Source organism: Segeticoccus rhizosphaerae (assembly GCF_009192725.1).
Classification (GTDB): Bacteria; Actinomycetota; Actinomycetes; order Actinomycetales; family Dermatophilaceae; genus Segeticoccus; species Segeticoccus rhizosphaerae.
On the sequence record NZ_VOHR01000007.1, the window covers coordinates 1 to 24,869 of the forward strand.

Consider the following 24,869-nt stretch of genomic DNA (forward strand, 5'->3'; position numbering starts at 1 on the left):
CGGTCCCGGCTGCTCGCGGTGCACCTGCCGCACCGCCGCGAGCATGCGCCGCCCGAGATCGCCGGTCGCCTGCCGCCGTACCCGGGCCAGCGGAGGCAGGACGCCACCGGCTTCCTCGGACCACACCGGGTCGTCGAGGAAGACGAACAGCGGTAGGCCACTGTCGACCACCACGGTGCAGGTGCGGGTGATCAGTGCACGCTGCAGACGGGCGCACCCGTCGGGTCCGAGCAGAGGACCCAACCGGGTCTTGACCCGTCCCGGGACGGGCACCTTGGCCATGACGGCGACGGCAGTCACGGCCCGACCCGGTGCACGACGCCGGCCCCCGTGAGGTCGCCGACGTGCGGCAGCGCACGTTCGACCAGCCGCGCCAGGTGTGTCGCGCTGTCGGCCAGCCGGGCCAGCAGCGCCTGGACCGGCTCCGGCTCGCTGGCCACCCCGTTGGCGTAGTCGGTGACGAACCCCACCAGCGCCAAGGGAAGTCCGGCCTCGCCGGCGAGGACCACCTCGGGCCCGGCGGTCTGGCTGACCGCGGTGACGCCAACCTGGGCCAGCGCCGCGATCTCCGTGCGCGTGTTGAACCGCGGACCGTCGACGTGCCCGTAGCAGCCGCCGTCGTGGACGGTCGAGAGGATCCCGGCGTCCGGGTGTCCTTGCAGCAAGGCCTGCCGCAGCGGTTCGCTGAACGGGCGGTCGAAGATCCAGTGGCCTCGCCCCGCCGCGCCCGGCTGATCGAACCAGGTGCAGGCGCTGCCGTCGGGCAGCCGGTTGGTCGGGAAGTACAGGTCGTCGAAGACCACCAGCGTGCCCGGCTCCAGGGTCGGGTCGACCGCCCCGCAGACGGTCACGGCGATGACCGCGTCGACCCCCTCGCCCAGCAAGGCGGCCAGGTTCGCTTTGTGGGTCACCTGGTGGGACAACCGCTCGTGGGCCGGGCCGTGGCGGGAGACCTGCACCACTTCGGCACCCGCGACGGTCCCCTCGACCACGTCCACCGGTCCGTGCTCGGTGGCGACGGTGCGCCGCGCAGCGTCATGCAGGCCCGGCCAATCATGGGCACCGGAGCCGGTGAGCAGCCCTATCCGCATACGCCACCCCCACACGCCGAACCGCCACGCGCCTCAGCAGCCACGCCCGCGGCGGCGGCGCGCCGCCGGACCTGCACGATCGGCAGCTGCCGGCGCAGCTCGGCGTTCTCGGCCGGGTCGAGCACGCTGTGTTGGACGCAAGCCGGGACCAGCTTCCCGGTCTCCGGGTGCGCCATCGCGTAATGGCACGCCGCCAGCCGCTCCTGCGTTTCCCGGATGTGCGGGTCGTTGCTGGTCCGCCCCTGCTGCATCAGCGCCCAGGCAGGGTCGACATCCGCGGCATCCATGAACTGGTGCATCACGAACGTCACTGGCCGCACCCGGCGTTGGCGCAACGACTCACGCAGCCCGACCCGACGCACGGTCCGGAGCAACCAACGCGCCCCGATCACCGGTACCCCCGGGTGCCGGGCCATCACTCGAACCAGCTTGATCGCCAACGTGACTGGTGGAGTGCCAGTGAAGTTGACGCGACCCAGGTAGGTGAAGAACGCGTCGCGGGTGCGCAGGTCCCGCGGGTCGGCACCGTCCAGGAAGGGATACCACCGGTCGCCGACGTAGAAGCCGTAGGCCGTGCGGTTGCAGCGCACGTCGCCGTGCTCGAACACGTGGTAGTCCAATGCCGTTCCGGCTCCCCGCTCGATCTGCGCCCAGACCGCATCCGGTGTCGCGTCCCGGTAGTCCTCGTGCCAGCGCCGGTCATCGCCGACGAACGCCGCCGGCTGGAACGAGAACATCCCGAAACCCATGCCGTGGCTGGAGGTGATCACGCCGGCGACCTCGGAAAGGTTGGCCGGGGTCACCGTCATGTTGTGCGCCAGGAAGAAGCGCACCCCGTGCTCGCGACGCAACCGCACGAACATGTCCGCAAACCGCTGCCGGTAGGGATTCAGGGCGGCCTCGCTGCCCGGTCGCTCGATGCCCCGTCGGCCGAACATCAGCTTGTCGAAGTGTGCCGCGAACGACAGCCGGTCGAACCGGCGGTGCCCGTCCGGGCCCAGAGCCAGCCGCCGCAGGTAGTCCTCGTCGAAATCCCCGTGCGTGAAGCTCATCGGCTCCCGCCCCTGCTCACGCATCACCGCCAGGGCGGCCGCGTGGTCATCCGGGGACAGCAAGGTCACCTCTCCCCCGATCAGCTGCGCATGGGCCCGTGGGCCGCGCTCGCGTCGCAACAGCTGCATCTGTGCGCTGATCTGCGTCACCGTGTGACCGCCGTCCACCCGCACCCGGTTGGCGTCCCTCGAGTGGTAGCACGGCGTGCACGCCAGGTTGCACTTCGGAAACACGCCGTGAGTCCCCTCGCAACCCACGCCGTGACGGCCCATCACCTGCCCAGGGGTGCGCACCACCTCCGGCAGCCCGGCCCACCGGCGCTCCATCGCCTCCGCGAACTCCGGATCGACCGGCCGGGTCGACCGCTCCCACGCCCGCAACGCCGCTGCCAGCCTCATCGCCGCACCTCCACGGGTCGGTGAACTTCTCCACTCGGGTAGGGAAACCCGGTCGCTGCCCCGAATCCATCCACCCGGGCGGAAGGAATCGCCGCCCTCGCCGGGTTACCCGATGGTCAGCGACCACCTCTGGAGAGGAAATCATGCCTCGCATTCCTGTGCACACTGTCGACACCGCGCCCGCGCCCGCCCAGGACACCCTGTCAGGGTTGGAGCAGAAGATGGGCAAAGGGCGGCCCTGGACCAGGGTTGGTCCGACGAACAGCTCGCCGAGGCCTTCGCCCACGTGGTCGTGAACCTGTTCACCAACTACTTCAACCACGACGCCGGCACCGAGCTGGTGGCGCGGGCCACGATCACGCCGCAGGCCTACCCTCGGGACACGGCGGCCGCGTGGAACGGGGCCCCGGGACTCAACTCGCGGAAGGGCACGGATGAAGGCATCAGCCGACCTGCTGGTCGTGGGCGGTGGGACCGCCGGCCTTGTCAGCGCCAGGACCGCGGCCGGGCTCGGTGCGCGCGTGCTGCTGGTCGAACGCGGTCGCACCGGCGGTGACTGTCTGTGGACCGGCTGCGTGCCCTCCAAGTCGCTGCTGGCCGCCGCCGCGGCCGCCGCCGGTGCCCGCGACGCCACCCGGCTCGGCGTGCACGCGGAGCGAGTGCGGATCGACTTCCCTGCCGTCATGGACCATGTGCACTCGGCCATCGACCACATCGAGCCGACCGACTCCCCCGCGTCCTTGCGTCGGGCCGGAGTGCGGGTGGAGACCGGCGAGTTCTGCTTCACCGGAACGGCGTCCGGCACGGTCGCCGGCCGCCCGATCCGCTTCGACCAGGCGATCATCGCCACCGGCTCCGCGCCGCTGGTGCCGAAGCTGCCCGGCCTGTCGGGACTTGACTACCTGACCAGCGACACCCTGTGGGACCTGCGGGCACTCCCACCGCGGATGGCGGTGCTCGGCGGCGGCAACATCGGTTGCGAGCTCGGCCAGGCGTTCGCCCGGCTGGGCAGCCAGGTCACGATCATCGAGGCCACCGGAAGGCTGCTCCCCCGGGAGGATCCGGCGGCCTCGGCACTGGTCGAGGATGCGTTGGCGAGGGACGGCGCCCGAGTGCTCACCGGCACGGGAGTCACCGGCGTCATCCCCACCGACGCTGCCGGCTCTGCCGGCGGCCGGCTGGTCCTGCAGGACGGCACCACGGTGGGGTTCAGTCACCTGCTGGTCGCAGTCGGCCGTTCCCCGCGCAGCGCCCACCTGGGGCTCGACGCCGCGGGGGTGGAGTGCGACCAGCGTGGCCACGTCCGCGTCGATGCGCAACTGCGCACGACCACCGCCCGGATCTGGGCGGCCGGAGACATCACCGGCCACCCGCAGTTCACCCACCTGGCAGGTGCGCACGCCAGCCTTGCCGCCAGCAACGCCGTGCTGGGGCTGCGCCGTCGGATCGACCCGACCGTGCCGCGCGTGACCTTCACCCAACCGGAGGTGGCCGCGGTCGGGGTCAGCACCGCAGGGCCCCCAGACGGCGTCCGTTTGCGGTCCTGGTCGCTGACCGAGGTCGACCGGGCCGTCACGGACGCCACCACGGCCGGGTTCACCACGATCGCCACCGACGCCAAGGGCCGGGTGCTGGGAGCCACCGTGGTCGGCCCCCGCGCCGGAGAGGCCCTGGCCGAGCTGACCCTGGCGGTGCGTCACCGGATGCGGATCCGGGACCTGGCCGGCACCACCCATCCCTACCCCACCTACGCCGACGCCGGCTGGAACGCCGCCATCGCTGACGTCCGCGCGAGCCTCACCCGCCCCCCGCTGTCCACGATCGTCCGCACGGCGTCCACGGCACGACGCCACTGGGTCCACGCCCGGGCCCGCCTCAGCTCCCCGCTCGGCGGTCTGAACGGACTACCGCCGCGGAAGCGGTGAGGGCCGGTCGGCCGATCCGGCTCCCCCTCAGCGCCATTTCGCACCCCAGGGAAGGAAAGCCGCCGCCAGCGGGTTCCGCCGGTGTGGCCCCTGCCCCGTCCCCGGACTCAGAGCCGACACCCGACGCTGCCGGCAGCACCGACCGGCAGGCCCGTTACGACAGTGTCGTCCTGCCGCAGATCGCGGTCATGCTGCGCGTCGCGACCACCATCACCAGCCAGCCCGCAGACGCCGAGGACCTGGTCCAGGAGACACTCCTGCGCGCTTGGCGCGGTCTGGACCGCTTCGACGGTCAACACCCTCGCGCCTGGCTGCTCACCATCCTGCGCCACGCCGAGATCAACCGACACCGGCGCCGGCGGCCAAGCCTGCTGGACGACCCCGCAGACGCGACCGAACGGCACCTGGCACCCGTCGTCCCCTCGGCCGAGCAGCAGGTCATGGACAGAGCCTTCGACAGCGTCGTCGAAGCTGCGCTGATCGACCTGCCCACCCAGCTGCGCGCCGTGGTGATCCTCATCGATGTCGACCAGCTCAGCTACGCCGAAGCCGCCGCGGCCCTCGGCGTCCCGGAGGGCACGATCACCAGCCGGCTGCACCGAGCCCGCAAACGTATCCGCAGTCGCATCAGCAAAGCCGGCCTCACCCCTCGGAGACACCCATGAACAACCTGGCCATGCACCGACGCATGCTCGGCGACTCCCTGGTCACCAGCTGCCTGCAGACCCGGCGGCACCTCCAGCGCTACCTGGACGGCGAGGCCGACCCCGCCCTCGCCGAGCGCATCACCCGGCACCTCGACGCCTGCCGCGCCTGCGGACTCCAAGCCCACATCTACCAACAGATCAAGACCGCCGTGTGCCGGCACGCCACCGAACCGCCCGCAGAGGCCCTCGAACGGCTCACCGCCTTCGCGGAGGCACTACCCCGCCAGCGGACCTGAACAGTCCCCTACTCGGTTGCCGAGAGTATGCGGCAGACGTCTGCCTCGGTGCAGTCGGCGGGGCTGAGGCGGTGGCTGCGTTCGATGAGCTGCTCAAGCTCTGCTGCCAAGGCGGCGAGATCGCGCATGCGGGCGCGCAGGTCGGCGAGCTTGCCCTCGATCAGGGCCGTGACGTGGGCGCACGGGACGTTGCCGTCGTCGCGAAGATCGAGGATGCCGCCGATCTCGGCGAGGGTCAGGCCGGCCGCCTGGGCGGCGCGGATGAAACTCAAACGGTTGCGCGTGGCTTCGTCATAGAAGCGATAGCCGTTGGGGCCGCGTGCGGGTTCGGGCAACAGCCCGCGGCGCTCGTAGAACCTGATCGTCGGGCTGGACGTGCCCGCCGCATCGGCGAGTTCTCCGATCAGCATGCGGTCCACTCTAGCCCTTGACCTTGCACCACAGTTCAGGGTTTACGTTCGTTGGCATGCACACACCAACCGGCCTGGTCGGGGCGCCCACGCTGCCACGGCTCCGAGCGGCACTCACCACCGCGACGGGGAGGGCCTGATGGGTCGCAACTATGACCTTGTGGTGGTCGGCGCCGGGATGGCCGGTGTCTCCGCGGCCGACAAATGCGCCTCGCAGGGCTGGAAGGTCGCGATCGTCGACGCCCTGCCCTACGGCGGGACCTGCGCGCTGCGCGGATGCGACCCGAAGAAGATTCTGCGCCGCGGTGCAGAGATCATCGACGGCGCCCGCCTGATGCGGGGCAAGGGCATCGACGACGATGGCCTGTCGATCAATTGGGCCGACCTGATCAAGCACAAGCACGGCTTTACCGACCCGGTGCCGCGCAACATCGAGGACCGGCTGGCCGGGAAGGGCGTCGACACGCTCCACGGCTTGGTCCGGTTCACCGGCAGCAACAGCATTCAGGTCGGCGACAGCGCCTACACAGGCGAGCATTTCCTGATCGCCACCGGCGCCCGCCCACGGCCGCTGGACTTTCCCGGCGCCACGCACCTGATCGACAGCACGGAGTTTTTGGACCTGGGGGTACTGCCCCCGCGAATCCTATTCGTCGGCGGTGGCTTCGTCTCTTTCGAGTTCGCTCACATCTGTGCACGGGCGAACAGCACGCCAGTCATCATCGACCGCGGATCGCGCCCACTGAAGGCGTTCGACCCGGACCTCGTCGAGCTCTTGGTCGCCCGCAGCGAGGCAGCAGGGATCGCACTGGAGCGCGGAACCAGCATCGAATTCATCGACAAGAGCGCGACCGGTTACCAGGTTCGGCTCGTACGGGCCGGCCAGGTGGAGACCCGGGAGTTCGACCTGGTCGTCCACGGCGCCGGCCGCATCCCCGACCTGTCGAGCCTGGACCTCGACGCGGCCGGCGTGGCGTGGAACCAGCACGGGGTGCAGGTCACCGGTCACCTTCAAAGCACCACCAACCCTGCGGTCTACGCCGCCGGCGACGCTGCCAACAGCCCCGGGATGCCACTCACCCCGGTTGCGGTCTTCGAAGGCAAGGTCGCGGCATCGAACATGCTCAAGGGCGCCACCATGGTGCCCGACTACGCCGGTGTCCCGACCGGCGTGTTCACCATTCCCGAGCTCACCCGAGTGGGCATGCTCGAACACGAAGCCAGAGAGCGCGGCATCGATGTCGACGTCCGCTACAGCGACACCAGCGGCTGGTATTCGAGCTACCGGGTCGGCGAGACCACCGCCGCCGCCAAGATCCTCATCAACCGCGCCAGCGACCAGATCGTCGGCGCCCACCTGCTCGGCCCCGACTACGGCGAACTTGTCAACCTCCTCGCCCTCGCGATGAAACTAGACCTCACCAGCCGCCAGCTGAAGTCGATGACAGCCCTGTACCCCACCGTCGGTTCAGACCTCGGCTCCTTGCTCTGACTTCGCAAGGCGGTTCGGACGAACTCGACCGGGCCCGTGGGCGCCGAAGAGACCGTGAAAGCGTAAGGATGGGAGACATGAACATCGACGCCGAGACACTGACCACGAGGTATGACCAGGTCCGCTCCTACACCGAGGATCTGGCAGCCCCGCTCTCCGCGGAGGACCAGACCGTGCAGTCGATGCCGGATACTTCCCCAACCAAGTGGCACCGCGCTCACGTGACGTGGTTTTTCGAGACTTTCGTGCTGGCAGGGCACGAACCCGACTTCGCGAAATTCCACGACGAGTACTGGTTCTTGTTCAACAGCTACTACGAGTCCGTCGGGCCCCGCTATGCGCGCCCGATGCGAGGCGTGATCTCCCGCCCCGGCGCGAAGGATGTCGGGGTCTACCGGGACAACGTCGACGGCCGGATGCGTGATCTGCTCGGCCGCCTCGACGACGGGGCCCTGTCCGAGCTCGCCCCGACGATCGAGCTCGGCTTTCATCATGAGCAACAGCACCAGGAGCTGCTGCTCATGGACATCAAGCACGTGCTCTCGCTCAATCCACTGCAGCCGTCGTATGCCGGCGGGCCGGTGGGAGGCGCAACCGGACCGCTCGGGTGGCGCGAGTACGAAGGCGGTTTGGTCGAGATCGGTCATCAAACCTCCGGGGGAGACTTTTGCTTCGACAATGAGCTTCCTCTGCACCAGGAGTTCCTGGCGCCCTATCGTCTGGCGGATCGGCTGGTGACCAACGGCGAGTGGCTGGCATTCATGGCGGACGGTGGCTACTCCCGCTCCGAGTTCTGGTTCTCCGACGGGTGGTCGCGTGTGGGCACCGACGGATGGCGGGCGCCGTTCTACTGGACGGAGCGCGACGGGGTGTGGCTTGAGCACACCCTGACCGGCACCAGGCCTGTCGACCCGGAGCTTCCGGTGTGCCATGTCAGCCACTATGAGGCGGACGCGTATGCCGCGTGGGCCGGCAAGCGTCTGCCCACGGAGGCCGAGTGGGAGCACGCCGCCCAGCTGGAAGACCAGTCGACGGTGATGGCATCGGCGAACCTGGCCGATCGCGGGGCGTGGCATCCGCGACCGGCCGGGCCGGCGACCGGTGGCCTGCGGCAGGTGTTCGGCGACTGCTGGGAGTGGACCACCTCGGCCTACCTCGGCTATCCCGGCTACCACCCACCGAGCGGAGCGATCGGCGAATACAACGGCAAGTTCATGTCCGGGCAAATGGTGCTGCGGGGCGGGTGTGCCCTGACGCCTCCCGGACACATCCGCTCGTCCTACCGCAACTTCTTTCCCCCCGGGGCACGTTGGCCGGTCACCGGGGTCCGCCTCGCCGACGCTCGATAAGATGGTCTCGGTCCGGTCTCCAGGCGTTGCCACGGACCAGGGCCGTTGCCGCACCCGGCAGACCGAGCACGCACGAGCGCCCGAAGTGATCGGATCGAGGCGGCTGAGTGCGGCGGGTTTCATCGGGACACAACGGTTTTGCGGAGGTCGTGACCGGCTCCGGCCAGCCACGCAGGGCAGCCGCGGAGAGACGCGCCGGAGCATCTGGTGCCGTCGGAACGAGTTTGGCGGTCGCCGCGGCAGTCGCGTTCGCGAGTTCCGGTCCGCTGGCGAAGTCGGTCATGGACGCCGGTGTGGGGTCGGGACAGCTCACCTGGCTGCGGATCGGCTTGGCCGCGGTGCTGGCGCTTGTCAGCGCCCTCGCGCTGCATCCGGGATCCCTACGATTTCACGGTCGCGACTGGGTCGAGATGCTCGGCTTCGGGCTCTTTGGGGTCGCGGGTGCACAGTGGTTCTTCTTCGCAGCCGTAGCGCGGCTGCCGGTCGCTGTAGCAATGCTGCTGGAGGCAACCGCTCCTGTGTTCGTCGCCTTGTGGGTGCGGTTCGTGCGTCGGCGCCGCTTGCCCGTGGCGGTGTGGTTGGGCATCGGATTGGCCATCGCCGGTCTGGCAGCGGCGGCCCAGGTGTGGCAGGTGAGCACTCTGGACGCGATCGGTGTGCTCGAGGGACTCGGCTCAGCACTGTGCGCGGCCGGGTATTTCCTGATCGGACAGCGGGTGGTCACCACCTGTGACCCGCTCGGCGTCCTCACGGTGAGCCTGCTGATCGGACTTCTCGCGGTCAGCTTCACCATCCCTCCGTGGACCGTCCCCTTCAGCGGTCTTGACGCGTCGGCGCTGCTGGGCGGCGTCGTCCTGCCCGTCTGGTTCGTGATCACGATGCTTGCCGTGGTCTCGACGGTGGTCCCCTACCTGTGTGGGCTGGCCTCGCTGCGACATCTCCCACCCTCGGCGGCCAGCGTGCTCGGCCTGCTGGAGCCGGGGGTGGCAGCCGTGTTGGCATGGTGGCTGCTGGGGCAGTCACTGACGGCGCCCCAACTCCTCGGCGGTTTGGCCGTTCTGGCCGGCGCGGCCGTGGTTCAAGTGGCCATCCACCGACGGGCCGGCACGCCCCTGCATGTCACCAACCACCGCGATCGCCACCACACCAGATAGGACGAGGGTCTGCTCATCGTGGAAGGCTTCGGCGCAGGACGAGGGGGAGGAAGGCCGCCAGGGCCATCGCCTGGGCCACGGCGGTGAATAGGACCGTCGCGCTGACCGAGACCTCGTAGAGGGCGCCGACCGCGGCGGAGCCGGCGAGCCAGGCGAGTCCGTAGACAGCGGTGAATACGCCGTAGCCGGTGCCGCGGCGCTCGGCGGGGACAAGGTCGGCGATGGCGGCCTTCATGGTGGACTCATGCATGCCCATCGCGGCGCCCCAGACGATGGCGCCGGCCCAGATCAGGGCGGCGTTGGTGGAGAAGGACAGGGCCGGGATCGGCGCCGCCAGGAGGGGCAGGACGATCAGGCCACGCAGTCCGATGCGGTCGTAGACCCATCCGGAGGCGAGTGCGGCGATCGCATCGACGCCCATGGCGACGGCATAGACGATCGGGATCTGGTAGCTGGGGATCACGTGCTTCACCTGCAGGTGGTAGGCCAGCACGGCGAAGGTGGCGAACCCGGCCATGGTCAGCGCGGTGAAGATGCTGTAGCCCCAGAACCCGGCCGAGAAATGCCACAGCGAACCATGCGACGGCGCCGGCGCCGCAGCGGATCGTGCCGCGTCCTCCTCGTAGTCGTGGGGGTGTGGGGCCGCGCGGCGCAGCACGGCCAGCACCACCAGGGCGGCCGCGCCCGGGACGGCCAGCACCGCGAAGCCGAGCCGGTACCCGGACACGGCGACCATGCCGGCGACTACCAAGGGGCCGATGACGGCACCGAACTGGTCGAGTGCCTCCTGGATCGCGAACGCACGTCCCCGTCCGAGGCTGTGGCTGGCCGCGGCCATCATCGTGCCCTTGGCCGGGCTGCGGACCGCCTTGCCGAAGCGCTCCCCGATGACCAGCACGCCCGCCTGCCAGAGCAACTGACTCGCAGCCAGGAGCGGGACGGCGACGATGGTGATCGCGTAGCCGGCGATGGTGATCGGCCAGGGGCGGCGGGTGCGGTCGGCCAGCGGCCCGGTGGCCAGCCGGAAGACCAGCGCGACCGCCTCACCGGCGCCGGTGAGTACCCCGACGACGACTGCACTGGCCCCTAGCGTTGCCAGGTAGGGACCGATGACCGACCGGGCGCCCTCATAGACGAAGTCGCCCAGGCCCGCGACCACCCCGAAGCCGAGCACGAAGCGCATCGGGCTCAACCGGTTTCGGCGCCCGTCATGTGCCGACGGCCCCGAAGGAGACGGTTCGGCCGACGTCTGGTCCATCTGGCCGGTCCTTCCTGCCGCGGTCCGTGGTGGGCCCGGGGACCCCGTCCCGGACAGGGCCGTGCGGTCAGCCGGTCTGGTGGGGCAGTTCCCGGGCCCCGAGCCGTAGGTGCTCCGTGTGGTAGACGGCCTGGTCGAGCAGCTCGGCGACGTGGTCGTCATACAGGCTGTAGGTGATGCTGCGCCCGTGTCGCTCGCCCTCGACCAGCCCCAGGTGGCGCAGCAGCCGCAGCTGGTGGGAGACCGCGGACTGTTCCATCCCCACCTGCTCGGCGAGCTCACCGACGCTGGCCGGTGACTGGCGCAACCGGGCCAGGATCAGCAGCCGGCTCGGCGTCGTCAGCGCCTGCAAGGTGGCGGCCACGGTCTTGGCGGTGGCCGCGTCGAGCACCGCCGGACCGACCCTGCCGCGCACCCCGTGACCCATACCGCGCAGTGTACCAAGCACGGATTGAGTGAACACTTCTTCATGTATGCCTGTTATCGTGGCCGGGTGTTGACGAGACCAGACAGCCCTCTGCCGCTAGTCGCCGACCGCGTGGTCATGGCTGCTCGGGACCGGTGCGCGCCCGGGGTCACTACACCTCGTGCCGGCGTGGCTGTCGATGACTGAGTCACGCGCAACCACCGAGCACGCCACGACGGCGCCTGCCGGCCCGGCGCAGGTCGGACCACAGGGCTGGTGGGGCAGGATCGACCGCGGCGACCTGGTCCGCACCGCCGTGGTGGCGGGCTTCGTCGTGGGTGTCGCCGTGCTCGATCGCACTGGCGCACCGCCGGCGGTGGTGGCCGCGGCCGCGGTGGTCGGACTGCTGATCGGGTGCTGGCCGATCCTGGCCGAGGCGTGGGGCGACGTCCGCGCGCGTCGGATGAGCATGGAGCTGTCGATGCTGATCGCGATCGCGGCCGCGGCCGCGATCGGGGTTTGGGTGACCGCGCTGGTGATCACCGTGTTCGTGCTCGCCGCGGAGATCCTGGAGGACCTGTCGCTGGACCGTGGCCGGGACGCGCTGACCGACCTGATGGCCTTCCTGCCGACCACGGTGGACGTCGATGACGGTGAGGTCGTCACCTCGGTGCCACTGTCCGCGCTGGCGCCGGGGAAAATGGTGGTCGTCTCGCCCGGGGGTGGCGTCCCGGTGGACGGGACGGTCGTGGCCGGGGCCTCCAGCTTGGACCAGTCCCGGATCACCGGTGAGTCGATGCCGGTGGACGTGCGGGTCGGCTCGTCGGTGTATGCCGGGTCGGTCAACCAGACCGGCGGGCTGCAGGTCCGTGCCGAGCGGGTGGGCGCGGACTCCTCCTACGGCCAGATCGTGGAGACGGTCCGCGCCGCGCAGTCCGCACAGACCCCGGCCCAGCGGTGGGCCGACAGGTTCGCCGCCTGGCTGGTCTACCTCGCCCTGGCCGGCGCCACCGTGACGTACCTGGTCACCCGGGACTGGCAGGCCACGATCTCTGTCGTCGTGGTCGCCGGTGCCTGCGGGATCGCCGCGGGCACACCGCTGGCCTCGCTCGCCGCGATCGGCCGGGCGGCCCGCTCCGGGGCGTTCATCAAGGCAGGCACCCACCTGGAGCGGCTCTCGACGGTCGACACCGTCGTGTTCGACAAGACAGGCACCCTGACCACCGGTGTGCTGCGAGTCACTGACGTGCGGCCTGCCGACGGCATCACCGTCGACGGCCTGCTCGCCGCGACGGCCGGAGCCGAGTGGTACTCCGAGCACCCCATCGGAAGGGCGATCACCGGACACGCCGCCGACCGGGGACTGCCCGTTCGCGCAGCAGCCGACTTCGACTACCAACCCGGCCACGGGGTCATCGCCACCGTCGACGGCCACCGCGTGCGGGCAGGCAACACGCGCCTCGTCCCCGAGGCGACCACCCCCACCCAGGACAATGGCGGCGGCAGCGCGGTCCACGTTGCCATCGGTGACCGCTATGCCGGCTCCATCCTGGTGGCCGACACCGTCCGTGCCTCGTCCCGGCAGGCCGTGGCCGACCTGCACCGGCTCGGGCTGCAGACGGTGATGATCACCGGCGACACCGCCCAGACCGCTCAGGCTGTCGCCCACGAGGTCGGCATCGACGAGGTCCACGCCGAGCTCCTGCCAGCGGACAAGGCCGGCCACGTCCAAGCACTCCGCCAGTCCGGGCGCCGGCTGGCCATGGTCGGCGACGGAGTCAACGACGCCCCCTCCCTCGCGAAGGCGGACGTGGGCATCGCGATGGGAACCGGCACCGACATCGCCCGGGAAACGGCCGACGTCATCCTGATCAGCGCGGATCTGGCCGACCTGACCCAGGCCCTGCGGATCGCGCGCCGGGCCAGGCGGATCGTGTTGGCCAACTTCATCGGCACCATCGCCGTCGACCTGGTCGGCATGGCCCTGGCCGCCCTGGGCATCCTCGGACCCGTCCTGGCCGCCATCGTCCACGTCGGCAGCGAATCCGCCTTCATCCTCAACTCCGCCCGCCTCGTCCCCGGTCGCCAGGCTCCCCGAAGCACCGCCCTTCCAGACCAGGTGCGAGCGTCACCTGGCCCGCAGGGCTGACCAACCGGCACAGCACCAGCCGCACCGGTCACGACCCCTCAGCGCTGAGTGGGCCGGGCGTCAGCGGAGGCGCGACACGGCGGCGAACAATTCTTCGCGACCACTACATCTAGGTAGTTGCATGGGTTTGATTTCCGCATATAGTGGTGCTCGCAGCTGGTTCGGCGACTCAGCCAGAGTCGTCGTCGTAAGAGGGAACCCGGTGAGAATCCGGGACTGCCCCGCAACGGTAAGTGCTCCAGGAGCGCTGAGTCCGACACCTGCCAGTGCTCACCGTCATCGGTGAGGTCCGCGACCTCGAGGGAAGGTCAGAGGATCGATGGAGTCGTCGCTCCTTCCTCCTGTCGTGGATGCGCTCATCGCCCCACTGACGAGAGGACAGAGGGCATGATCGACACCACGGATCTCCCGATCCGAACCGAGAAGTCCGCCTACGTCTTCGACTACACCATGGCCGAAGACCTGGCGAAGAAGCAGCGCAGCATCTTCTGGACCGCTGAGGAGATACCGGTCGAGAACGACAAGCAGGACTTCTTGGTCAACATGACCCCCGCTGAGCAGGCGGCGGTCAAGACGACCTTGAAGCTGTTCACCATCTACGAGCTGATCCTCGGTGGCGAGGTGTGGGGCGACCGCATTTTCCATGCGTTCCCACGGCCCGAGATCCAGATGATGACCAACGCCTTCTCGTTCGCAGAGTTGAACATGCACGCGCCGTTCTACTCGAAGCTGAACAAGACGCTGATGATCGACACCGAGGAGTTCTACGACTCCTACAAGAACGACCCGGTGCTGGCCGACCGTATCCAGTTCGTGTGGGATGCCATCGGCGAGGAGGACCTGCTGTATGCACTCAGCGTGTTCACGCTGATGGAGAACTGTGTCCTCTACTCCAACTTCGCCTTCCTCAAACACTTCCAGTCCGGTGGCAAGAACCTGGTTCAGAACGTCATCAGCGGCATCAACTTCTCTGCTCGTGACGAGAACCTGCACGCCACCGGCGGCGCCTGGCTCTTCAACACCACCCTTGGCGAGTACGAGGCCACAGTCTCGCGTGACAAGTTCGAGGCCGAGCGCGACGACCTGTTCGCCCGGGTCCGCAAGGTCGCCGAGTGCCTCTACGCCCACGAGGCCCGCATCGTGGAGATGCTCTTCGCGCACGGGCCGATCCCCGGCATCGAGCAGGCCGACCTGGAGGCCTTCGTGAAGTCCCGGGTCAACATGACGCTGGGAAACATGCGGATGGAGCCGTTGTTCGAGATCGAGTCGAACCCCATCGCCGAATGGTTCTACAACGGCATCAACGGCACGCAGTTCCACGACTTCTTCCAGGTCACCGGCAACGAGTACAACCGCACCATCGGAGAGACGGAGTTCGAGTTCTGATGGCTGACAACAACTGGGAGACGCTCTCCTCGGAGCGTAAGGCGCTGCAGGCGCAGGGCACCGTGCCGGGCTTCATGACCACCGCCGGCTATGCCATGTTCAAGGCGAAGTACACAGTCGCCGGGCAGAGCGTCCGCGAGCGTTACGAGACGATCGCCGCGACCGCAGGCAAGCTGGCCGACGGGCTGTATGCCCGGGAGAACGGCAGGTCCTGGACCGAGCTCTTCTTCGAGGCCATCTGGAACGGCTGGCTTTCCCCATCGACCCCGGTCCTGGCCAACCTCGGCACCAACCGCGGTCTGCCGGTCTCGTGCGAGGGCTCCTATGTCGAGGACTCCGTCTGGGGCTTCTACGACACCCTCAAGGAGGCTGCGATCCTGTCCCAAAACGGATTCGGCACCTCGGCCTACCTCGGCGACATCCGCCCCCGCGGCGCGAAGTTCTCCGACAATGGCAGGGCCAACGGCGTCGTCCCGGTCTTCTGCAACTTCGTCGAGATGACCAACCAGATCAGCCAAGGCGCGACCCGCCGAGGCTCCTGGGCGGGCTACCTGCCGGTGGACCATCCCGACTTCTTCGAGCTCGCCGACCTGATCTTCCGCGAGCCGGCCAACAGGAACGTCGGCTGGATCTTCAGCCAGGCCTTCATCGACCGCATGCTCGCCGGCGACAAGGACGCCCTGGAGCGGTACCAGCGCGTCCTGAAGATCCGCGTCGTGCTCGGCAAGGGTTACATCTGGAAGGTCGACACGGTCAACGAGATGCAGACCGAGTCCTACAAGACCAACGGCCTGAAGAACAAGGCGTCGAACCTCTGCTCGGAGATCACGCTGTTCAGTGACGAGGAGCACTCCTACACCTGCGTACTCTCCTCGCTGAACCTCTCGACATACGACGAATGGAAGGAACGGGACACCGCGTACGTCGCATGCGTCTTCCTCGACGCCGTCGCCGAGGCGTTCCTGCGCAAGGCCCGTACCATCCGCGGACTGGAGCGCGCGGTGCGCTACACCGAGAAGGCCCGCAGCCTCGGTCTCGGGGTCATGGGCTACCACGACTACCTGCAGAAGCAGCGGATCGGGTTCGAGTCCGACAGGGCGGCCGCGCTCAACAAGGACATCTTCGAGCACATCCACGCCCGTGCCGACGCCGCATCGCGATGGATGGGCGAAAAGGCCGGCGTGCCGCCGTGGTGTGTAGGCCGACGCAACTCCCACCTGATGGCGATCGCTCCCACGATGAGCACGGCGGTGATCGTGGGCGGCACCAGCCAGGGCATCGAGCCCTACGTGGCCAACGTGTGGAACCAGACCACCTCAGCGGGCGAGATGCCCCGGGCGAACCAGAACCTTGTCGAGCTCATGAAGGACCGCGGTCTCTACGGCCAGAGCCACATCGACGACATCGTCAACCACGGCGGCTCCGTGCAGCACGTCGACTGGCTCGACGACCAGGAGAAGGACGTCTTCAAGACCGCCTATGAGATCGACCAGGAGATCCTGCTCGACCGTGCCGCCGACCGGCAGGTCTTCATCGACCAGTCGCAGTCACTCAACCTGTTCTTCCAGGCCGATGCCTCCCCGCAGTACATCAGCAAGATCCACAAGAAGGCTCTACTCGACCCCAACATCAAGAGCCTCTACTACCTCCGCTCGCGCGCCGGTATCCAAGCTAGCAAGCAGAAGGGAACAGCATCATGAATGAGGACACCACCACCGCGGACATCGACACGGACGCACTGGACGGCCTGACCTGGGACGACTGGACCCCGGCAGCAATCTGCGCCATCGAGAACGGCGTCGACTGCGCCGCCTGCGAGGGGTGAGCCGGTCGTCGAACGGCAACCGGGGCCGGTGGTGTGCTCGGTCATCCCGGGTGTGGTGAGGTCGTCCGTCCGGTCAGACGCCCAGATGTACCGGGCATGTCAGGCATTTGGCCTCCCAAGTTTGCTTGGTATTTCCAACCATAAGTACTTGGTTTTTCCAAGTCGCTTGCGCTGGGGCGCCGCACTGCTCAGCCCGCCCCTCGCGCGCGCCGCGCGCAAAGCGCGCCGCATCGGGCTGGACCTCCAGCTCGATCGCGGCTTCGCCGACCAACTGCCCTATCCAGAAGCCAGCTTCGACCGCGTGCTGTCCGCCCTGATGTTCCACCACCTCGACGTCACGACTCGCGTGAAGGCGTTGCGCGAGATGCTCCGCGTGCTGCGCTCCGGGGGGTCGCTACATCTCGTCGACTTCGGTGGCAACAGCCAACACCTGCACGGGCTGGCCCGCATCGCACGCCGCAGCCACAAGCTGAAAGACAACTGGGAAGATCGCATCCCGACGCTGATGCGCGAGGCAGGACTGCGCGAGCCAGCACAGATCGCTCAACTCACCAAGCCCATCGCACCCCTGGCCTACTACCGCGCCAGCCGCGCACATTGATCACCGCGGCCATGAGTTCTCCGACTCCTCGGGCGCAACGGCCCACCCGCTCAGCTGCGTGCCACCGAGCGCACAACCTTTGGCCCCTCCAGTCCCGTGGGCCGATCCGCAACGGGGCGATGCTTCGGCTGGGCCGCTAGAGCAGCGTCAGTTGAGTAGCTTGGTGTTGGAGAGCCTGCCGCCGCGCGTGGGGTCAGGTCAGCGTGCCGGTGGCGTAGGCGTGGCTGGTGGCCACGATGCCGGCGACGACGTCGAGCTCTGTCTCGTCGCAGGGGCCGTAGATCATCACCATGCCGCGGGCCAGCCGGATGCCCGCCAGCGGGTGCGCCACGGCCCATCCTCGTGCGATGGCGTCGGCGGAGAGCACCGGCGGAAGCGCCAGGTGCAGCGACCCGTCGTGGCCGGGGTGGAGGTGGGCAAACTCCCCGGCTCGAGGCACCAGGAACGCATCCGGGGGCACACCGGTCCCGCGGGCGACCATGAACCCCCGCGCGCCAGGCACCGAGATCGCCGACTGGCGTGTGGAGACCCCGGGCAGCTCGGTGATTCGCTCCCACAACCGCTCTTGGAGCGCGGGTGGGCTGTTGTCGGTGCGCTGCTCCTGCGGGATCGTCCACGACACCTCCGGTCGGACGCCAGCCCGGCTCGGGAGCGCTCCATGCGGCAGGTGCGACCATGCGGTAGGACCGGGGTCCAGCGGGCTACGGCGGGAGAGGAACTCCAGGCGCTCGCCGATCCATCCGCCGAGCTCAGCGACGGTCCGGGCGGTGATGCCGTGGCCGCCCGGGTCGCGTCGGGCGTACGGCGGCGCGCCGGACTCGCCCAGCAGGTAGGACCAGGTGCGGCCCAACAGCTCACGGGAGATCACGGTGTCGGCCTCGCCCTGGGCGACAAACACCGGCACGCCGCACAACCGGGCCGGTGTCACCGGGACGCCGACGTCGAACGGCAGCGTGCCGTACAGGATCGCCGCGGCGGCGAACCGCCGAGGGTCGTCGAGCACCAGCCCACCGGCGAACGCGGCGCCCCCACTGAATCCGACCAGGACCACCGGCCGACCAGCCGGGGCGACCTCGTCGATCCAAGACCGGAACCACGCCATCGTCTCGGCCAGCGACTCCGCGACCGGGCGACCGATGCCGCGGTTGGCAAACCACGCGTAGCCCCCGCCCTCCGCGATGGGCGCCCGGACTGCGGCGTATGACGGCCCGGTCGGCAGGTGGGCGGCGAGGCCGATGATTCCGGCCTCGTCAGAGCCCCGTCCGTGCAGCAGCACGACCAACGGCTGAGCCGGGTCATTGGGAGCGGCCCACACCACCACCGGTTCGGCGAAGACGGTCACGACGTGACTCCCTCGGTTGTCTCGGCCTCGAGCCCGATGCGGCCGGCGGTGCGGACCCCCGACCAGCGGGCGAGCTCGGCGTCGAGGTTGAGGGCGTCGATGGGGGCGGCGTTCTCGTACGCGCCCCACGCTTGCCGCGGCAGCATCCACATGATCTCGAACTCGTTGCCGTCAGGGTCGGCGCCGTAGACGCTCTTGGTGGCGCCATGGCTGGACTCCCCGGTGTAGGCGCCGGCCTCGACCAGCGACTGCCGGGCGGCGGCGAGCTCCTCGACGGTGTCGAGCTGCCAGGCCAGGTGGTACAGCCCGATCCCGCCGCGGCGCTTCGGCGGCGCGGACGAACCGACCCCGAACAGGCCGAGGTCGTGGTGGTTCCCTGAACGGGGCAGCCGCAGGAACGCCGCGTTGGCGCGGGGCTCCCGGACGACGACCTGCATCCCGAACACGCTGGTGTAGAAGCTCTCAGCACGTTCGAGGTCGGCGACGAACAACACCGCGTGGTTGAGACGGACCGGTGAGAACGACATGATGAGTGACTCCTTCAGCAGCGTGCGGGATGAGGTCGCCGGTGGCGTGGCTTCGGTGGCCGGTGCTCAGGCGGCCGTGTGGACGACGCGGTCGCGGCGCTGGGGCTGGCGAAACGTCAGGCGATGACGCCGAACCCACCGGTCCAAGAGACCTTCTCGGCCGCGGCGAGGGTGAGCTGGAGGAAGCCAGCCGCCTCGAGCTCGCGGGCACGCTTCAGCGCGCCGGCGTCCATGGCGTTGAGCCCGCCGGAGGTCACGACGTCGGCCAGGGTGGCCTTCGCGTCAGCGTCGTCGCCGGCAATCAGCACCGTGGTGGTGAGCGGGCCGACCGTGCCGGCCGCGAGCGTCCCCGCGAACGTGGTGTTGAACGCCTTCAGGACTCGCGACTGCGGCAGCGCCGCGGCGATCTCGGCCGCTGCAGAGCTGTCGGCAGGGACGACGAGGGAGTCGAAGGTCTCGAAGTTCAGCGGGTTGGTGATGTCGACGATGATCTTGCCAGCGAACTGGTCGCCCCGCTTGGCGAGAACGTCGCTGATGGCCGGGTAGGGAACGGCCAGGACGACGATGTCGCCTGTGACAGGGGTGTTGGTGTCGTTCTCGCCGAGCTGCTGGACGGAGTGGCCGCCCTTCGCGGCGACGGCTGCGATCGCCTGGCCCATGTTGCCGGTGCCGAGAATGGAGAGGTTCGTCATGAAGTGCTCCTGGGAGTGAGGTGTGGAGTGCGAAATAGTTGTTGTTTCAACTAACACTCTACACGCTTTGGTTGTTCCGTCAACTAACGGGCTAGACTTGGCCCATGGAGACTCAATGGCTCGACGAGCGCGAGCGCGCTGCGTGGTTGCGGCTGGTGGCGGTAGTGGAGCTGCTGCCTGGCCTACTGGACGCGCAGCTGCGCGCTCAGGCGGGATTGACGCACTTCGAGTACTTCGTGCTCGCGATGCTCTCGGAGGCGCCGGAGCACACCTTGCGGATGACCTCGCTGGCTCAGCGCACCAACGCCACGCTGCCGCGGCTCTCCCATGTGGTACGTCGCCTCGAGGACCGAGGGCTGGTGGAACGTCTGCCGTGTCCCGAGGACCGCCGTGCCACCAACGCGCGGCTCACCGACGAAGGGTGGGACGCCGTCGTCGCCGCTGCTCCCGGCCATGTCACCACCGTCCGCCGGTACATCCTCGACCCGCTCACACCTGAGCAGCTCGAGCAGTTGCGTGGCATCGGCGAGGCATTGCTGACCCGGCTGGACCCCGACCGCCTGATGACCGCGCTGTATGACCCGGAGAAGACGGGCAACAACGGTGGATCTGCTGCACGGATGTCGGGGGCATCGCGGCGTACGCGTCGCGCCGTCTCGTGAAGCTTCCGGACCTCACCGACTTCCGTCGGCCCGACTGAAGGAGGGCGCCCTCACCCCAGGGGAAGGAGCGTTCTTGCTGCTTCGATCCCGTGGATCAGGATGTCGTCGCGGCGACTGGCCTGCCATACCTGACGGGTGAGCTTCCACCGTTGGAGCTGGGCTCGCTCGCCTTGCCGTGTCGCCCAGTCCGTCCCGTTGGGTTCGTAGCCCAGCGTGCGCGAGACGGCGTTGGAGGGCTCGTTGTCGACGAACGCGTCACTGCCTGCCTCGCTGGCTCCCAAGCCGACGGCCTTCCCCTCGACGACGGCGATGAAGTAGAGCCGCCACATGTGCTCGTCGACCATGCCGCGGCGACGCCAGATGGCTCGCAACCAGCGGGCAACGCGGACACCCGGATCCTCCTCGTAGAACGACATCGGGTCGTCGTACGGGGCAGGCTGCGCGTGGGTCTTCCCTGCGCGAACCACCTCGGCCAGCTCGTCGAGGAGGTCGTCGGTCGCGAAACGCAGCTCGACAGCGGGAGAGCTCACTGCGAGGTCGAGCAGCGGGTAGTTCTTCACGAGATGATCCTGTCGTCATCATGGGTCGGCGTGGCCCAATTCAAGCGAAGACTGAGCCCTCGCTCTACTCGTTTACCGTCCAGGCCAACACACCGTCCCGCCGCGGCATACGGTCATGTTTGCCGGTGACCGGCCCGGCTTGCCTAGGGATTGGCTTACGACCGACCTCGGGCGTGTGCGCTCACCGGAGACCGGCACGTGGTAGCGGTGGTAGGCCGCACCGCTGCTGGTTCTCGGACATCTTCAGAACTCCCGTACGGTGAGCAGGTTGTTTCCATGGCAATCGTCCGGTTCTACCGAGCCCGTCTCTTCTACCGAGCCCGTCTCGCGGAATCCGAGTTTCTCCAGGACCCGCCTCGACGCGACGTTCCAGGCCCAGACCGTCGCCCACAACCGCGGGTAGCCCGCCTCTCCCACCCAGGTGACAACGGCCCGCCCTGCCTCGGTCGCGTAACCGCGGCCTTGAGCTTCGCGCAGCAGCTCGTAGGCAAGCTCAGGTTCGTCCGGCGACCCGCTGCCATGAAAGACCACCCCGCAGTATCCGATGACGTCAGCCGCCTCCTTCCGCTCGACCGCCAAGATCCCTGGCCCCGGCGCCGCTCGCTCCGCGCGCACCTGCGCGGCGACGTCCTCCACGGTCGGTCGGCCCTCGGGATCAATCCTGCGGTGCGGCGGCACCCGGGGATCCCGCTCGGTCCACAACTGCCGGTAGATGGCAGCCTCGTCCACCCGGCGAGGCCGAAGGACGAGCCGATCGGTCTCCAAGGTGTTTAGGGCGGGCACGGGGGACATGCCCGCATTGTGCCAGCGTCAGCGGACCCGTCCGGGAGCCTCACGCGAGGGCAACGACGTGGCCCCCGACCGCATCGCTGCTGGTCAGGGGCCTGGTCGTCTGTCTCAACACAGAGCGCGCCCGAAGGGATTCGAACCCCTAACCTTCTGATCCGTAGTCAAAGAAACGGGTACCGTAGGAAGGGTGCCGAGAGCCTCTGACCTGCAGTTTTTGTCTGTGTTCATACGCACAGCATACGCTACACATGGGTTCAGAGATGGGTACACGACCAAGAAAGTTGAGAATCCTTGACGCCAGCCGACCGCCGCCGCCAGTACGGCACCGGATCCGTCTTCCAACGCAAGAGCGACGGACGCTGGATCGGCCGACTCGAAGCCGGCTGGAACATCAACGGCACCCGCCGCCGTATCACCGTCTCCGCCAAAACGGAAGCCGAAGCCAAGGTCAAGCTCAAGAAGAAACAACGCGAAATCGCCGCCGAAGGCCTCCCCGCCGCCGGCACCGCCCGCGCCACCGTCAAGTCCTGGGCCGGCCAATGGCTCGTCCAACACTCCCGCTCCGTACGCCCCAAGTCCTACGCCACCGACGCCAGCATCGTCGCCCGCTGGATCATCCCCACCATCGGCCACCGCCGCCTCGAAGACCTCACCCCCGGCGACGTGCGCGCCCTCTCCGACGAGATCCGCAAAGCCGGACGGTCCACCACCACCGCCAAATACGCCCACGGCGTGCTCCTGCGCCTCCTGCGAGCCGCCATCGCCGAAGGCCACACCATCCCCCAACGCGTCATGCTCACCAAGCCACCCGGCAAAGCCACCAGCGACCGCGACGCCATACCCCTCTCCGACGCCCTCGCCCTCCTCGAGGTCGCCTCCACCCGGCCCGACGGGTCCCGCTGGGCCGCCGCGTTCCTCCAAGGCATGCGGCAAGGCGAATGCCTCGGCCTCACGTGGGCCGCCGTCGACCAGGGCCGGCAGCTGCTCACCATCTCCTGGCAGCTGCAGGCGCTCCCCTACCTCAACCGGGCCGCCGGCACGTTCCTCATCCCCGACGGCTACGAGGCCCGCCGCCTGACCGGCGCGCTCCACCTGGTGCGCCCTAAGACCAGGAACGCGTGGCGCGTCATCCCGCTCGTGCCGTGGATGGCCACCGCCCTCGACCAGTGGCGCCGAGCCTGCCCCGCCTCCCCCCACGACCTGGTCTGGCCACGCGCCGACGGCCGGCCCATGACCGACAAGCTCGACCGCACCGCCTGGCACCAGCTGCAGGACGCCGCTCAGGTCGCCCGGGTCGACGGGACCCGCGGCCGCCGCTACCTGCTGCACGAGGCCCGGCACACGGCCGCGACGCTGCTGCTCGAGCTCGGAGTCGACGCCAAGGTCATCACCGACATCCTCGGCCACTCCTCGATCGTCACGAGCCGCGGCTACATGCACACGTCACGCGACCAGGTCCGTCTTGCCCTCGAGGGAGTCGCTCACCGGCTGGGGCTCGAGGCCGGGCAGTAGCGGGCACCGTCGTCCCTGCTCGCACATGCACGGTCCGCCCAGCGCGTCGACCACCATCGCGTGGACGGCCGCAGCCTTGCGTGGGTCCGAATAGAGCAGGGTGCATCCGAGCATGAAAAAGCCCCATAGGTCTCGCAGGAATCCGCCGCGCCCAACCGCAGTGGGAATCCCCCAAGGCACGTACTGCGGACGTTAACCATCAACCCCGACAGGAGCAAAGTGTGACGTCGGAATGTGACACGAGCGTGACATTCAAGTGATGGGGGGTGGGGGGTTCGTGGGACGTTTCGCCACGAACGCCACAGCACACCGGATCAGGTACCGGGCCGCCTCCGCACGCTCCTCGAGCGTCGGGCGGGCCGCCAGGAACTGACCGACGATCTCCTGCGCCAGGGCAATGTCCTTGTCGATCGACTGGCCGTACTCCGACTGCGCCATCGCCGGGATGTCCAACGCCGCGCGGAGCCGCGCGTACGTCTCCTCCGACACCGGCTCTGCCCGCCTCACTTTCGTGAGCACGGTCTGCGACAGGCCAGTCAGCTTGTGCACCTTCGCGGCAGACAAGCCGGCCCGGTGACGAGCGTCCTCATACAGGGTCGCGAACGTCTCGCGGCGCTGCTGGTCCGGGTCGGCCGGACGGTCGTCATTGCTCATGGCGTAGTTCCTTTCGTGTCCCCCAGATGAGTGACGGCGCCACGCTATAGCACTTTCCGCGACACCGTAACTAGTTCGTCGCAACTAGTCCCAGATGCGAAGATCACGAACCTGTGACGAACCTGCGATATTTCGTTGACAGTGTCGCCGCGACAGCGTACGTTCATCACATGTCCACCACACGAACGTCACACGATGCCCCATCAGGTGTGATGCTTGCTGCCCTTCGTGAGGGTGCTGGCCTTTCCATTCGTGCTCTCGCCGCAGAGATGACTGCCGCTGGCAGCAGCATCTCGCACGGCCACCTCGCGCGAGTGGAGAACGGCGAACGCGTCATGACCCCGCAGCTGTACCGCGCTGCAGCCGACGCGATCGCCCGCCACATCGAGAAGGCGGGAAGCGCCGCATGAACGACCGCATCCTCTACGACATCAAGACCGCCGCCGTGGCGGTCTCGCAGTCCGAGGACACCATCCGGCGCGCGATCAAGGCCACCAAGCCTGACGCGTTCCCACCGCCGCTGCAGGCCAAACGCACCGGCAAGAAGTACCTCATCACTCACACCGCCCTCACCGCCTGGGCTGAGTCTCTGGCGGACGCGTGAACGCGTTCTGGGGCGGGGCCGCCGTCGGCTCCGTCGCCACCCTCGCCTGGATGACGCGGCTCCTGCTGCGCACCTACAGCACCACCA

26 protein-coding genes, 1 pseudogene and 1 riboswitch are annotated in these 24,869 nt (G+C 68.6%); of the genes and pseudogenes, 15 read left to right on the forward strand and 12 right to left on the reverse strand.

Going from position 1 to position 24,869, the window contains the following annotated elements; genetic code table 11:
* The 3 genes and pseudogenes from FRW57_RS01330 to FRW57_RS01340 all read right to left on the reverse strand — a co-directional run.
* A pseudogene (locus FRW57_RS01330) lies at positions 1 to 300 on the reverse strand (hypothetical protein); the annotation flags it as partial.
* Positions 297 to 1,091, reverse strand: a complete 795-nt coding sequence (locus FRW57_RS01335) for an MTAP family purine nucleoside phosphorylase (protein ID WP_137123275.1) — start codon at positions 1,089 to 1,091, stop codon at positions 297 to 299. The gene FRW57_RS01335 and the pseudogene FRW57_RS01330, both read right to left, overlap by 4 nt.
* Positions 1,082 to 2,542, reverse strand: a complete 1,461-nt coding sequence (locus FRW57_RS01340; protein WP_202911702.1) for a hypothetical protein — start codon at positions 2,540 to 2,542, stop codon at positions 1,082 to 1,084. Before FRW57_RS01340 ends, FRW57_RS01335 begins: the two co-directional genes overlap by 10 nt.
* Before the next feature lie 434 nt (positions 2,543 to 2,976).
* Between FRW57_RS01340 and FRW57_RS01350 the strand changes: the two genes are divergently transcribed.
* From FRW57_RS01350 to FRW57_RS01360, 3 genes are all read left to right on the forward strand, one after another.
* Positions 2,977 to 4,467: a dihydrolipoyl dehydrogenase family protein gene (locus FRW57_RS01350; protein WP_152185082.1), complete on the forward strand. Its 1,491-nt coding sequence runs from the start codon at positions 2,977 to 2,979 to the stop codon at positions 4,465 to 4,467.
* Positions 4,468 to 4,550: 83 nt separating this feature from the next.
* Entirely contained in the window at positions 4,551 to 5,132 is a 582-nt protein-coding gene (locus FRW57_RS01355) for an RNA polymerase sigma factor (protein ID WP_202911703.1), read from the forward strand.
* A complete protein-coding gene (locus FRW57_RS01360; protein ID WP_202911704.1) occupies positions 5,129 to 5,410 on the forward strand; it encodes an anti-sigma factor family protein in 282 nt (93 codons plus the stop codon). The genes FRW57_RS01355 and FRW57_RS01360 overlap by 4 nt, the downstream gene beginning before the upstream one ends.
* Before the next feature lie 8 nt (positions 5,411 to 5,418).
* On the opposite strand, the gene FRW57_RS01365 is transcribed toward FRW57_RS01360, so the two are convergent.
* Positions 5,419 to 5,820 carry a heavy metal-responsive transcriptional regulator gene (locus FRW57_RS01365; protein ID WP_137123277.1) on the reverse strand — a complete coding sequence of 134 codons (402 nt, stop codon included), beginning with the start codon at positions 5,818 to 5,820 and terminating at the stop codon, positions 5,419 to 5,421.
* A gap of 160 nt (positions 5,821 to 5,980) precedes the next feature.
* On the opposite strand from FRW57_RS01365, the gene FRW57_RS01370 reads away from it, so the two are divergent.
* From FRW57_RS01370 to FRW57_RS01380, 3 genes are all read left to right on the forward strand, one after another.
* A complete protein-coding gene (locus tag FRW57_RS01370) occupies positions 5,981 to 7,312 on the forward strand; it encodes a dihydrolipoyl dehydrogenase family protein (RefSeq protein WP_238999244.1) in 1,332 nt (443 codons plus the stop codon).
* A gap of 77 nt (positions 7,313 to 7,389) precedes the next feature.
* Positions 7,390 to 8,661, forward strand: a complete 1,272-nt coding sequence (gene egtB, locus FRW57_RS01375) for an ergothioneine biosynthesis protein EgtB (RefSeq protein WP_152185083.1) — start codon at positions 7,390 to 7,392, stop codon at positions 8,659 to 8,661.
* Between the two features lie 149 nt (positions 8,662 to 8,810).
* Positions 8,811 to 9,815, forward strand: a complete 1,005-nt coding sequence (locus FRW57_RS01380; protein ID WP_238999245.1) for an EamA family transporter — start codon at positions 8,811 to 8,813, stop codon at positions 9,813 to 9,815.
* A 13-nt stretch (positions 9,816 to 9,828) separates the two neighbouring features.
* Here FRW57_RS01380 and FRW57_RS01385 read toward each other — a convergent pair whose 3' ends face one another.
* Complete coding sequence (locus tag FRW57_RS01385) at positions 9,829 to 11,073, reverse strand: MFS transporter (protein WP_152185084.1); 1,245 nt, start codon at positions 11,071 to 11,073, stop codon at positions 9,829 to 9,831.
* 67 nt (positions 11,074 to 11,140) lie between these two features.
* The gene (locus tag FRW57_RS01390; RefSeq protein ID WP_152185085.1) at positions 11,141 to 11,500 is read right to left on the reverse strand and encodes an ArsR/SmtB family transcription factor; all 360 of its coding nucleotides are present in this window, start codon (positions 11,498 to 11,500) and stop codon (positions 11,141 to 11,143) included.
* A 178-nt stretch (positions 11,501 to 11,678) separates the two neighbouring features.
* Between FRW57_RS01390 and FRW57_RS01395 the strand changes: the two genes are divergently transcribed.
* The 5 genes from FRW57_RS01395 (at position 11,679) to FRW57_RS01410 (ending at position 17,440) form a co-directional block, all read left to right on the forward strand.
* Entirely contained in the window at positions 11,679 to 13,628 is a 1,950-nt protein-coding gene (locus FRW57_RS01395) for a heavy metal translocating P-type ATPase (protein WP_152185086.1), read from the forward strand.
* 140 nt (positions 13,629 to 13,768) lie between these two features.
* A riboswitch (cobalamin riboswitch) is annotated at positions 13,769 to 13,910 on the forward strand.
* 105 nt (positions 13,911 to 14,015) lie between these two features.
* Positions 14,016 to 15,014, forward strand: coding sequence for a ribonucleotide-diphosphate reductase subunit beta (locus FRW57_RS01400; RefSeq protein WP_152185087.1), 999 nt, complete (start codon positions 14,016 to 14,018; stop codon positions 15,012 to 15,014).
* Entirely contained in the window at positions 15,014 to 16,714 is a 1,701-nt protein-coding gene (locus FRW57_RS01405) for a ribonucleoside-diphosphate reductase subunit alpha (protein ID WP_152185088.1), read from the forward strand. The genes FRW57_RS01400 and FRW57_RS01405 overlap by 1 nt, the downstream gene beginning before the upstream one ends.
* Positions 16,711 to 16,839, forward strand: coding sequence for a hypothetical protein (locus tag FRW57_RS24710; protein WP_274381646.1), 129 nt, complete (start codon positions 16,711 to 16,713; stop codon positions 16,837 to 16,839). The genes FRW57_RS01405 and FRW57_RS24710 overlap by 4 nt, the downstream gene beginning before the upstream one ends.
* A 148-nt stretch (positions 16,840 to 16,987) precedes the next feature.
* The gene (locus FRW57_RS01410; RefSeq protein WP_162529215.1) at positions 16,988 to 17,440 is read left to right on the forward strand and encodes a class I SAM-dependent methyltransferase; all 453 of its coding nucleotides are present in this window, start codon (positions 16,988 to 16,990) and stop codon (positions 17,438 to 17,440) included.
* Between the two features lie 193 nt (positions 17,441 to 17,633).
* Here FRW57_RS01410 and FRW57_RS01415 read toward each other — a convergent pair whose 3' ends face one another.
* From FRW57_RS01415 to FRW57_RS01425, 3 genes are all read right to left on the reverse strand, one after another.
* Positions 17,634 to 18,782 carry a luciferase domain-containing protein gene (locus FRW57_RS01415; protein WP_152185090.1) on the reverse strand — a complete coding sequence of 383 codons (1,149 nt, stop codon included), beginning with the start codon at positions 18,780 to 18,782 and terminating at the stop codon, positions 17,634 to 17,636.
* Positions 18,779 to 19,309, reverse strand: a complete 531-nt coding sequence (locus tag FRW57_RS01420) for a VOC family protein (RefSeq protein WP_152185091.1) — start codon at positions 19,307 to 19,309, stop codon at positions 18,779 to 18,781. The genes FRW57_RS01415 and FRW57_RS01420 overlap by 4 nt, the downstream gene beginning before the upstream one ends.
* Before the next feature lie 116 nt (positions 19,310 to 19,425).
* Positions 19,426 to 20,001: an NADPH-dependent F420 reductase gene (locus FRW57_RS01425; RefSeq protein WP_137123288.1), complete on the reverse strand. Its 576-nt coding sequence runs from the start codon at positions 19,999 to 20,001 to the stop codon at positions 19,426 to 19,428.
* Positions 20,002 to 20,105: 104 nt separating this feature from the next.
* Between FRW57_RS01425 and FRW57_RS01430 the strand changes: the two genes are divergently transcribed.
* Complete coding sequence (locus tag FRW57_RS01430) at positions 20,106 to 20,663, forward strand: MarR family winged helix-turn-helix transcriptional regulator (RefSeq protein WP_152185092.1); 558 nt, start codon at positions 20,106 to 20,108, stop codon at positions 20,661 to 20,663.
* 50 nt (positions 20,664 to 20,713) lie between these two features.
* Here FRW57_RS01430 and FRW57_RS01435 read toward each other — a convergent pair whose 3' ends face one another.
* Both FRW57_RS01435 and FRW57_RS01440 read right to left on the reverse strand, forming a co-directional pair.
* Complete coding sequence (locus FRW57_RS01435) at positions 20,714 to 21,223, reverse strand: GNAT family N-acetyltransferase (protein WP_152185093.1); 510 nt, start codon at positions 21,221 to 21,223, stop codon at positions 20,714 to 20,716.
* Between the two features lie 243 nt (positions 21,224 to 21,466).
* The gene (locus FRW57_RS01440; RefSeq protein WP_152185094.1) at positions 21,467 to 22,015 is read right to left on the reverse strand and encodes a GNAT family N-acetyltransferase; all 549 of its coding nucleotides are present in this window, start codon (positions 22,013 to 22,015) and stop codon (positions 21,467 to 21,469) included.
* Between the two features lie 288 nt (positions 22,016 to 22,303).
* Here FRW57_RS01440 and FRW57_RS01445 point away from each other — a divergent pair, with 288 nt between their 5' ends.
* Positions 22,304 to 23,524 (forward strand): tyrosine-type recombinase/integrase, encoded by a 1,221-nt coding sequence (locus FRW57_RS01445; RefSeq protein WP_152185095.1) that lies wholly within the window; start codon positions 22,304 to 22,306, stop codon positions 23,522 to 23,524.
* A 252-nt stretch (positions 23,525 to 23,776) separates the two neighbouring features.
* On the opposite strand, the gene FRW57_RS01450 is transcribed toward FRW57_RS01445, so the two are convergent.
* Complete coding sequence (locus FRW57_RS01450; protein WP_152185096.1) at positions 23,777 to 24,178, reverse strand: hypothetical protein; 402 nt, start codon at positions 24,176 to 24,178, stop codon at positions 23,777 to 23,779.
* 170 nt (positions 24,179 to 24,348) lie between these two features.
* Here FRW57_RS01450 and FRW57_RS01455 point away from each other — a divergent pair, with 170 nt between their 5' ends.
* Positions 24,349 to 24,588, forward strand: coding sequence for a helix-turn-helix domain-containing protein (locus FRW57_RS01455; protein WP_152185097.1), 240 nt, complete (start codon positions 24,349 to 24,351; stop codon positions 24,586 to 24,588).
* Positions 24,585 to 24,782: a hypothetical protein gene (locus tag FRW57_RS01460; protein ID WP_152185098.1), complete on the forward strand. Its 198-nt coding sequence runs from the start codon at positions 24,585 to 24,587 to the stop codon at positions 24,780 to 24,782. Before FRW57_RS01455 ends, FRW57_RS01460 begins: the two co-directional genes overlap by 4 nt.
* The last annotated feature ends 87 nt before the right edge of the window (positions 24,783 to 24,869 follow it).

Bases quoted from the DNA above. Each gene is read 5' to 3' on its own strand.
- FRW57_RS24710 (WP_274381646.1), top strand. From the start codon at position 16,711: ATGAATGAGGACACCACCACCGCGGACATCGACACGGACGCACTGGAC.
- FRW57_RS01390 (WP_152185085.1), bottom strand. From the start codon at position 11,500: ATGGGTCACGGGGTGCGCGGCAGGGTCGGTCCGGCGGTGCTCGACGCG.
- FRW57_RS01425 (WP_137123288.1), bottom strand. From the start codon at position 20,001: ATGACGAACCTCTCCATTCTCGGCACCGGCAACATGGGCCAGGCGATC.
- FRW57_RS01440 (WP_152185094.1), bottom strand. From the start codon at position 22,015: ATGTCCCCCGTGCCCGCCCTAAACACCTTGGAGACCGATCGGCTCGTC.
- FRW57_RS01360 (WP_202911704.1), top strand. From the start codon at position 5,129: ATGAACAACCTGGCCATGCACCGACGCATGCTCGGCGACTCCCTGGTC.
- FRW57_RS01450 (WP_152185096.1), bottom strand. From the start codon at position 24,178: ATGAGCAATGACGACCGTCCGGCCGACCCGGACCAGCAGCGCCGCGAG.
- FRW57_RS01420 (WP_152185091.1), bottom strand. From the start codon at position 19,309: ATGTCGTTCTCACCGGTCCGTCTCAACCACGCGGTGTTGTTCGTCGCC.
- FRW57_RS01365 (WP_137123277.1), bottom strand. From the start codon at position 5,820: ATGCTGATCGGAGAACTCGCCGATGCGGCGGGCACGTCCAGCCCGACG.
- FRW57_RS01395 (WP_152185086.1), top strand. From the start codon at position 11,679: ATGACTGAGTCACGCGCAACCACCGAGCACGCCACGACGGCGCCTGCC.
- FRW57_RS01455 (WP_152185097.1), top strand. From the start codon at position 24,349: ATGTCCACCACACGAACGTCACACGATGCCCCATCAGGTGTGATGCTT.
- FRW57_RS01385 (WP_152185084.1), bottom strand. From the start codon at position 11,073: ATGGACCAGACGTCGGCCGAACCGTCTCCTTCGGGGCCGTCGGCACAT.
- FRW57_RS01400 (WP_152185087.1), top strand. From the start codon at position 14,016: ATGATCGACACCACGGATCTCCCGATCCGAACCGAGAAGTCCGCCTAC.
- FRW57_RS01340 (WP_202911702.1), bottom strand. From the start codon at position 2,542: ATGAGGCTGGCAGCGGCGTTGCGGGCGTGGGAGCGGTCGACCCGGCCG.
- egtB (WP_152185083.1), top strand. From the start codon at position 7,390: ATGAACATCGACGCCGAGACACTGACCACGAGGTATGACCAGGTCCGC.
- FRW57_RS01405 (WP_152185088.1), top strand. From the start codon at position 15,014: ATGGCTGACAACAACTGGGAGACGCTCTCCTCGGAGCGTAAGGCGCTG.
- FRW57_RS01460 (WP_152185098.1), top strand. From the start codon at position 24,585: ATGAACGACCGCATCCTCTACGACATCAAGACCGCCGCCGTGGCGGTC.
- FRW57_RS01350 (WP_152185082.1), top strand. From the start codon at position 2,977: ATGAAGGCATCAGCCGACCTGCTGGTCGTGGGCGGTGGGACCGCCGGC.
- FRW57_RS01430 (WP_152185092.1), top strand. From the start codon at position 20,106: ATGGAGACTCAATGGCTCGACGAGCGCGAGCGCGCTGCGTGGTTGCGG.
- FRW57_RS01335 (WP_137123275.1), bottom strand. From the start codon at position 1,091: ATGCGGATAGGGCTGCTCACCGGCTCCGGTGCCCATGATTGGCCGGGC.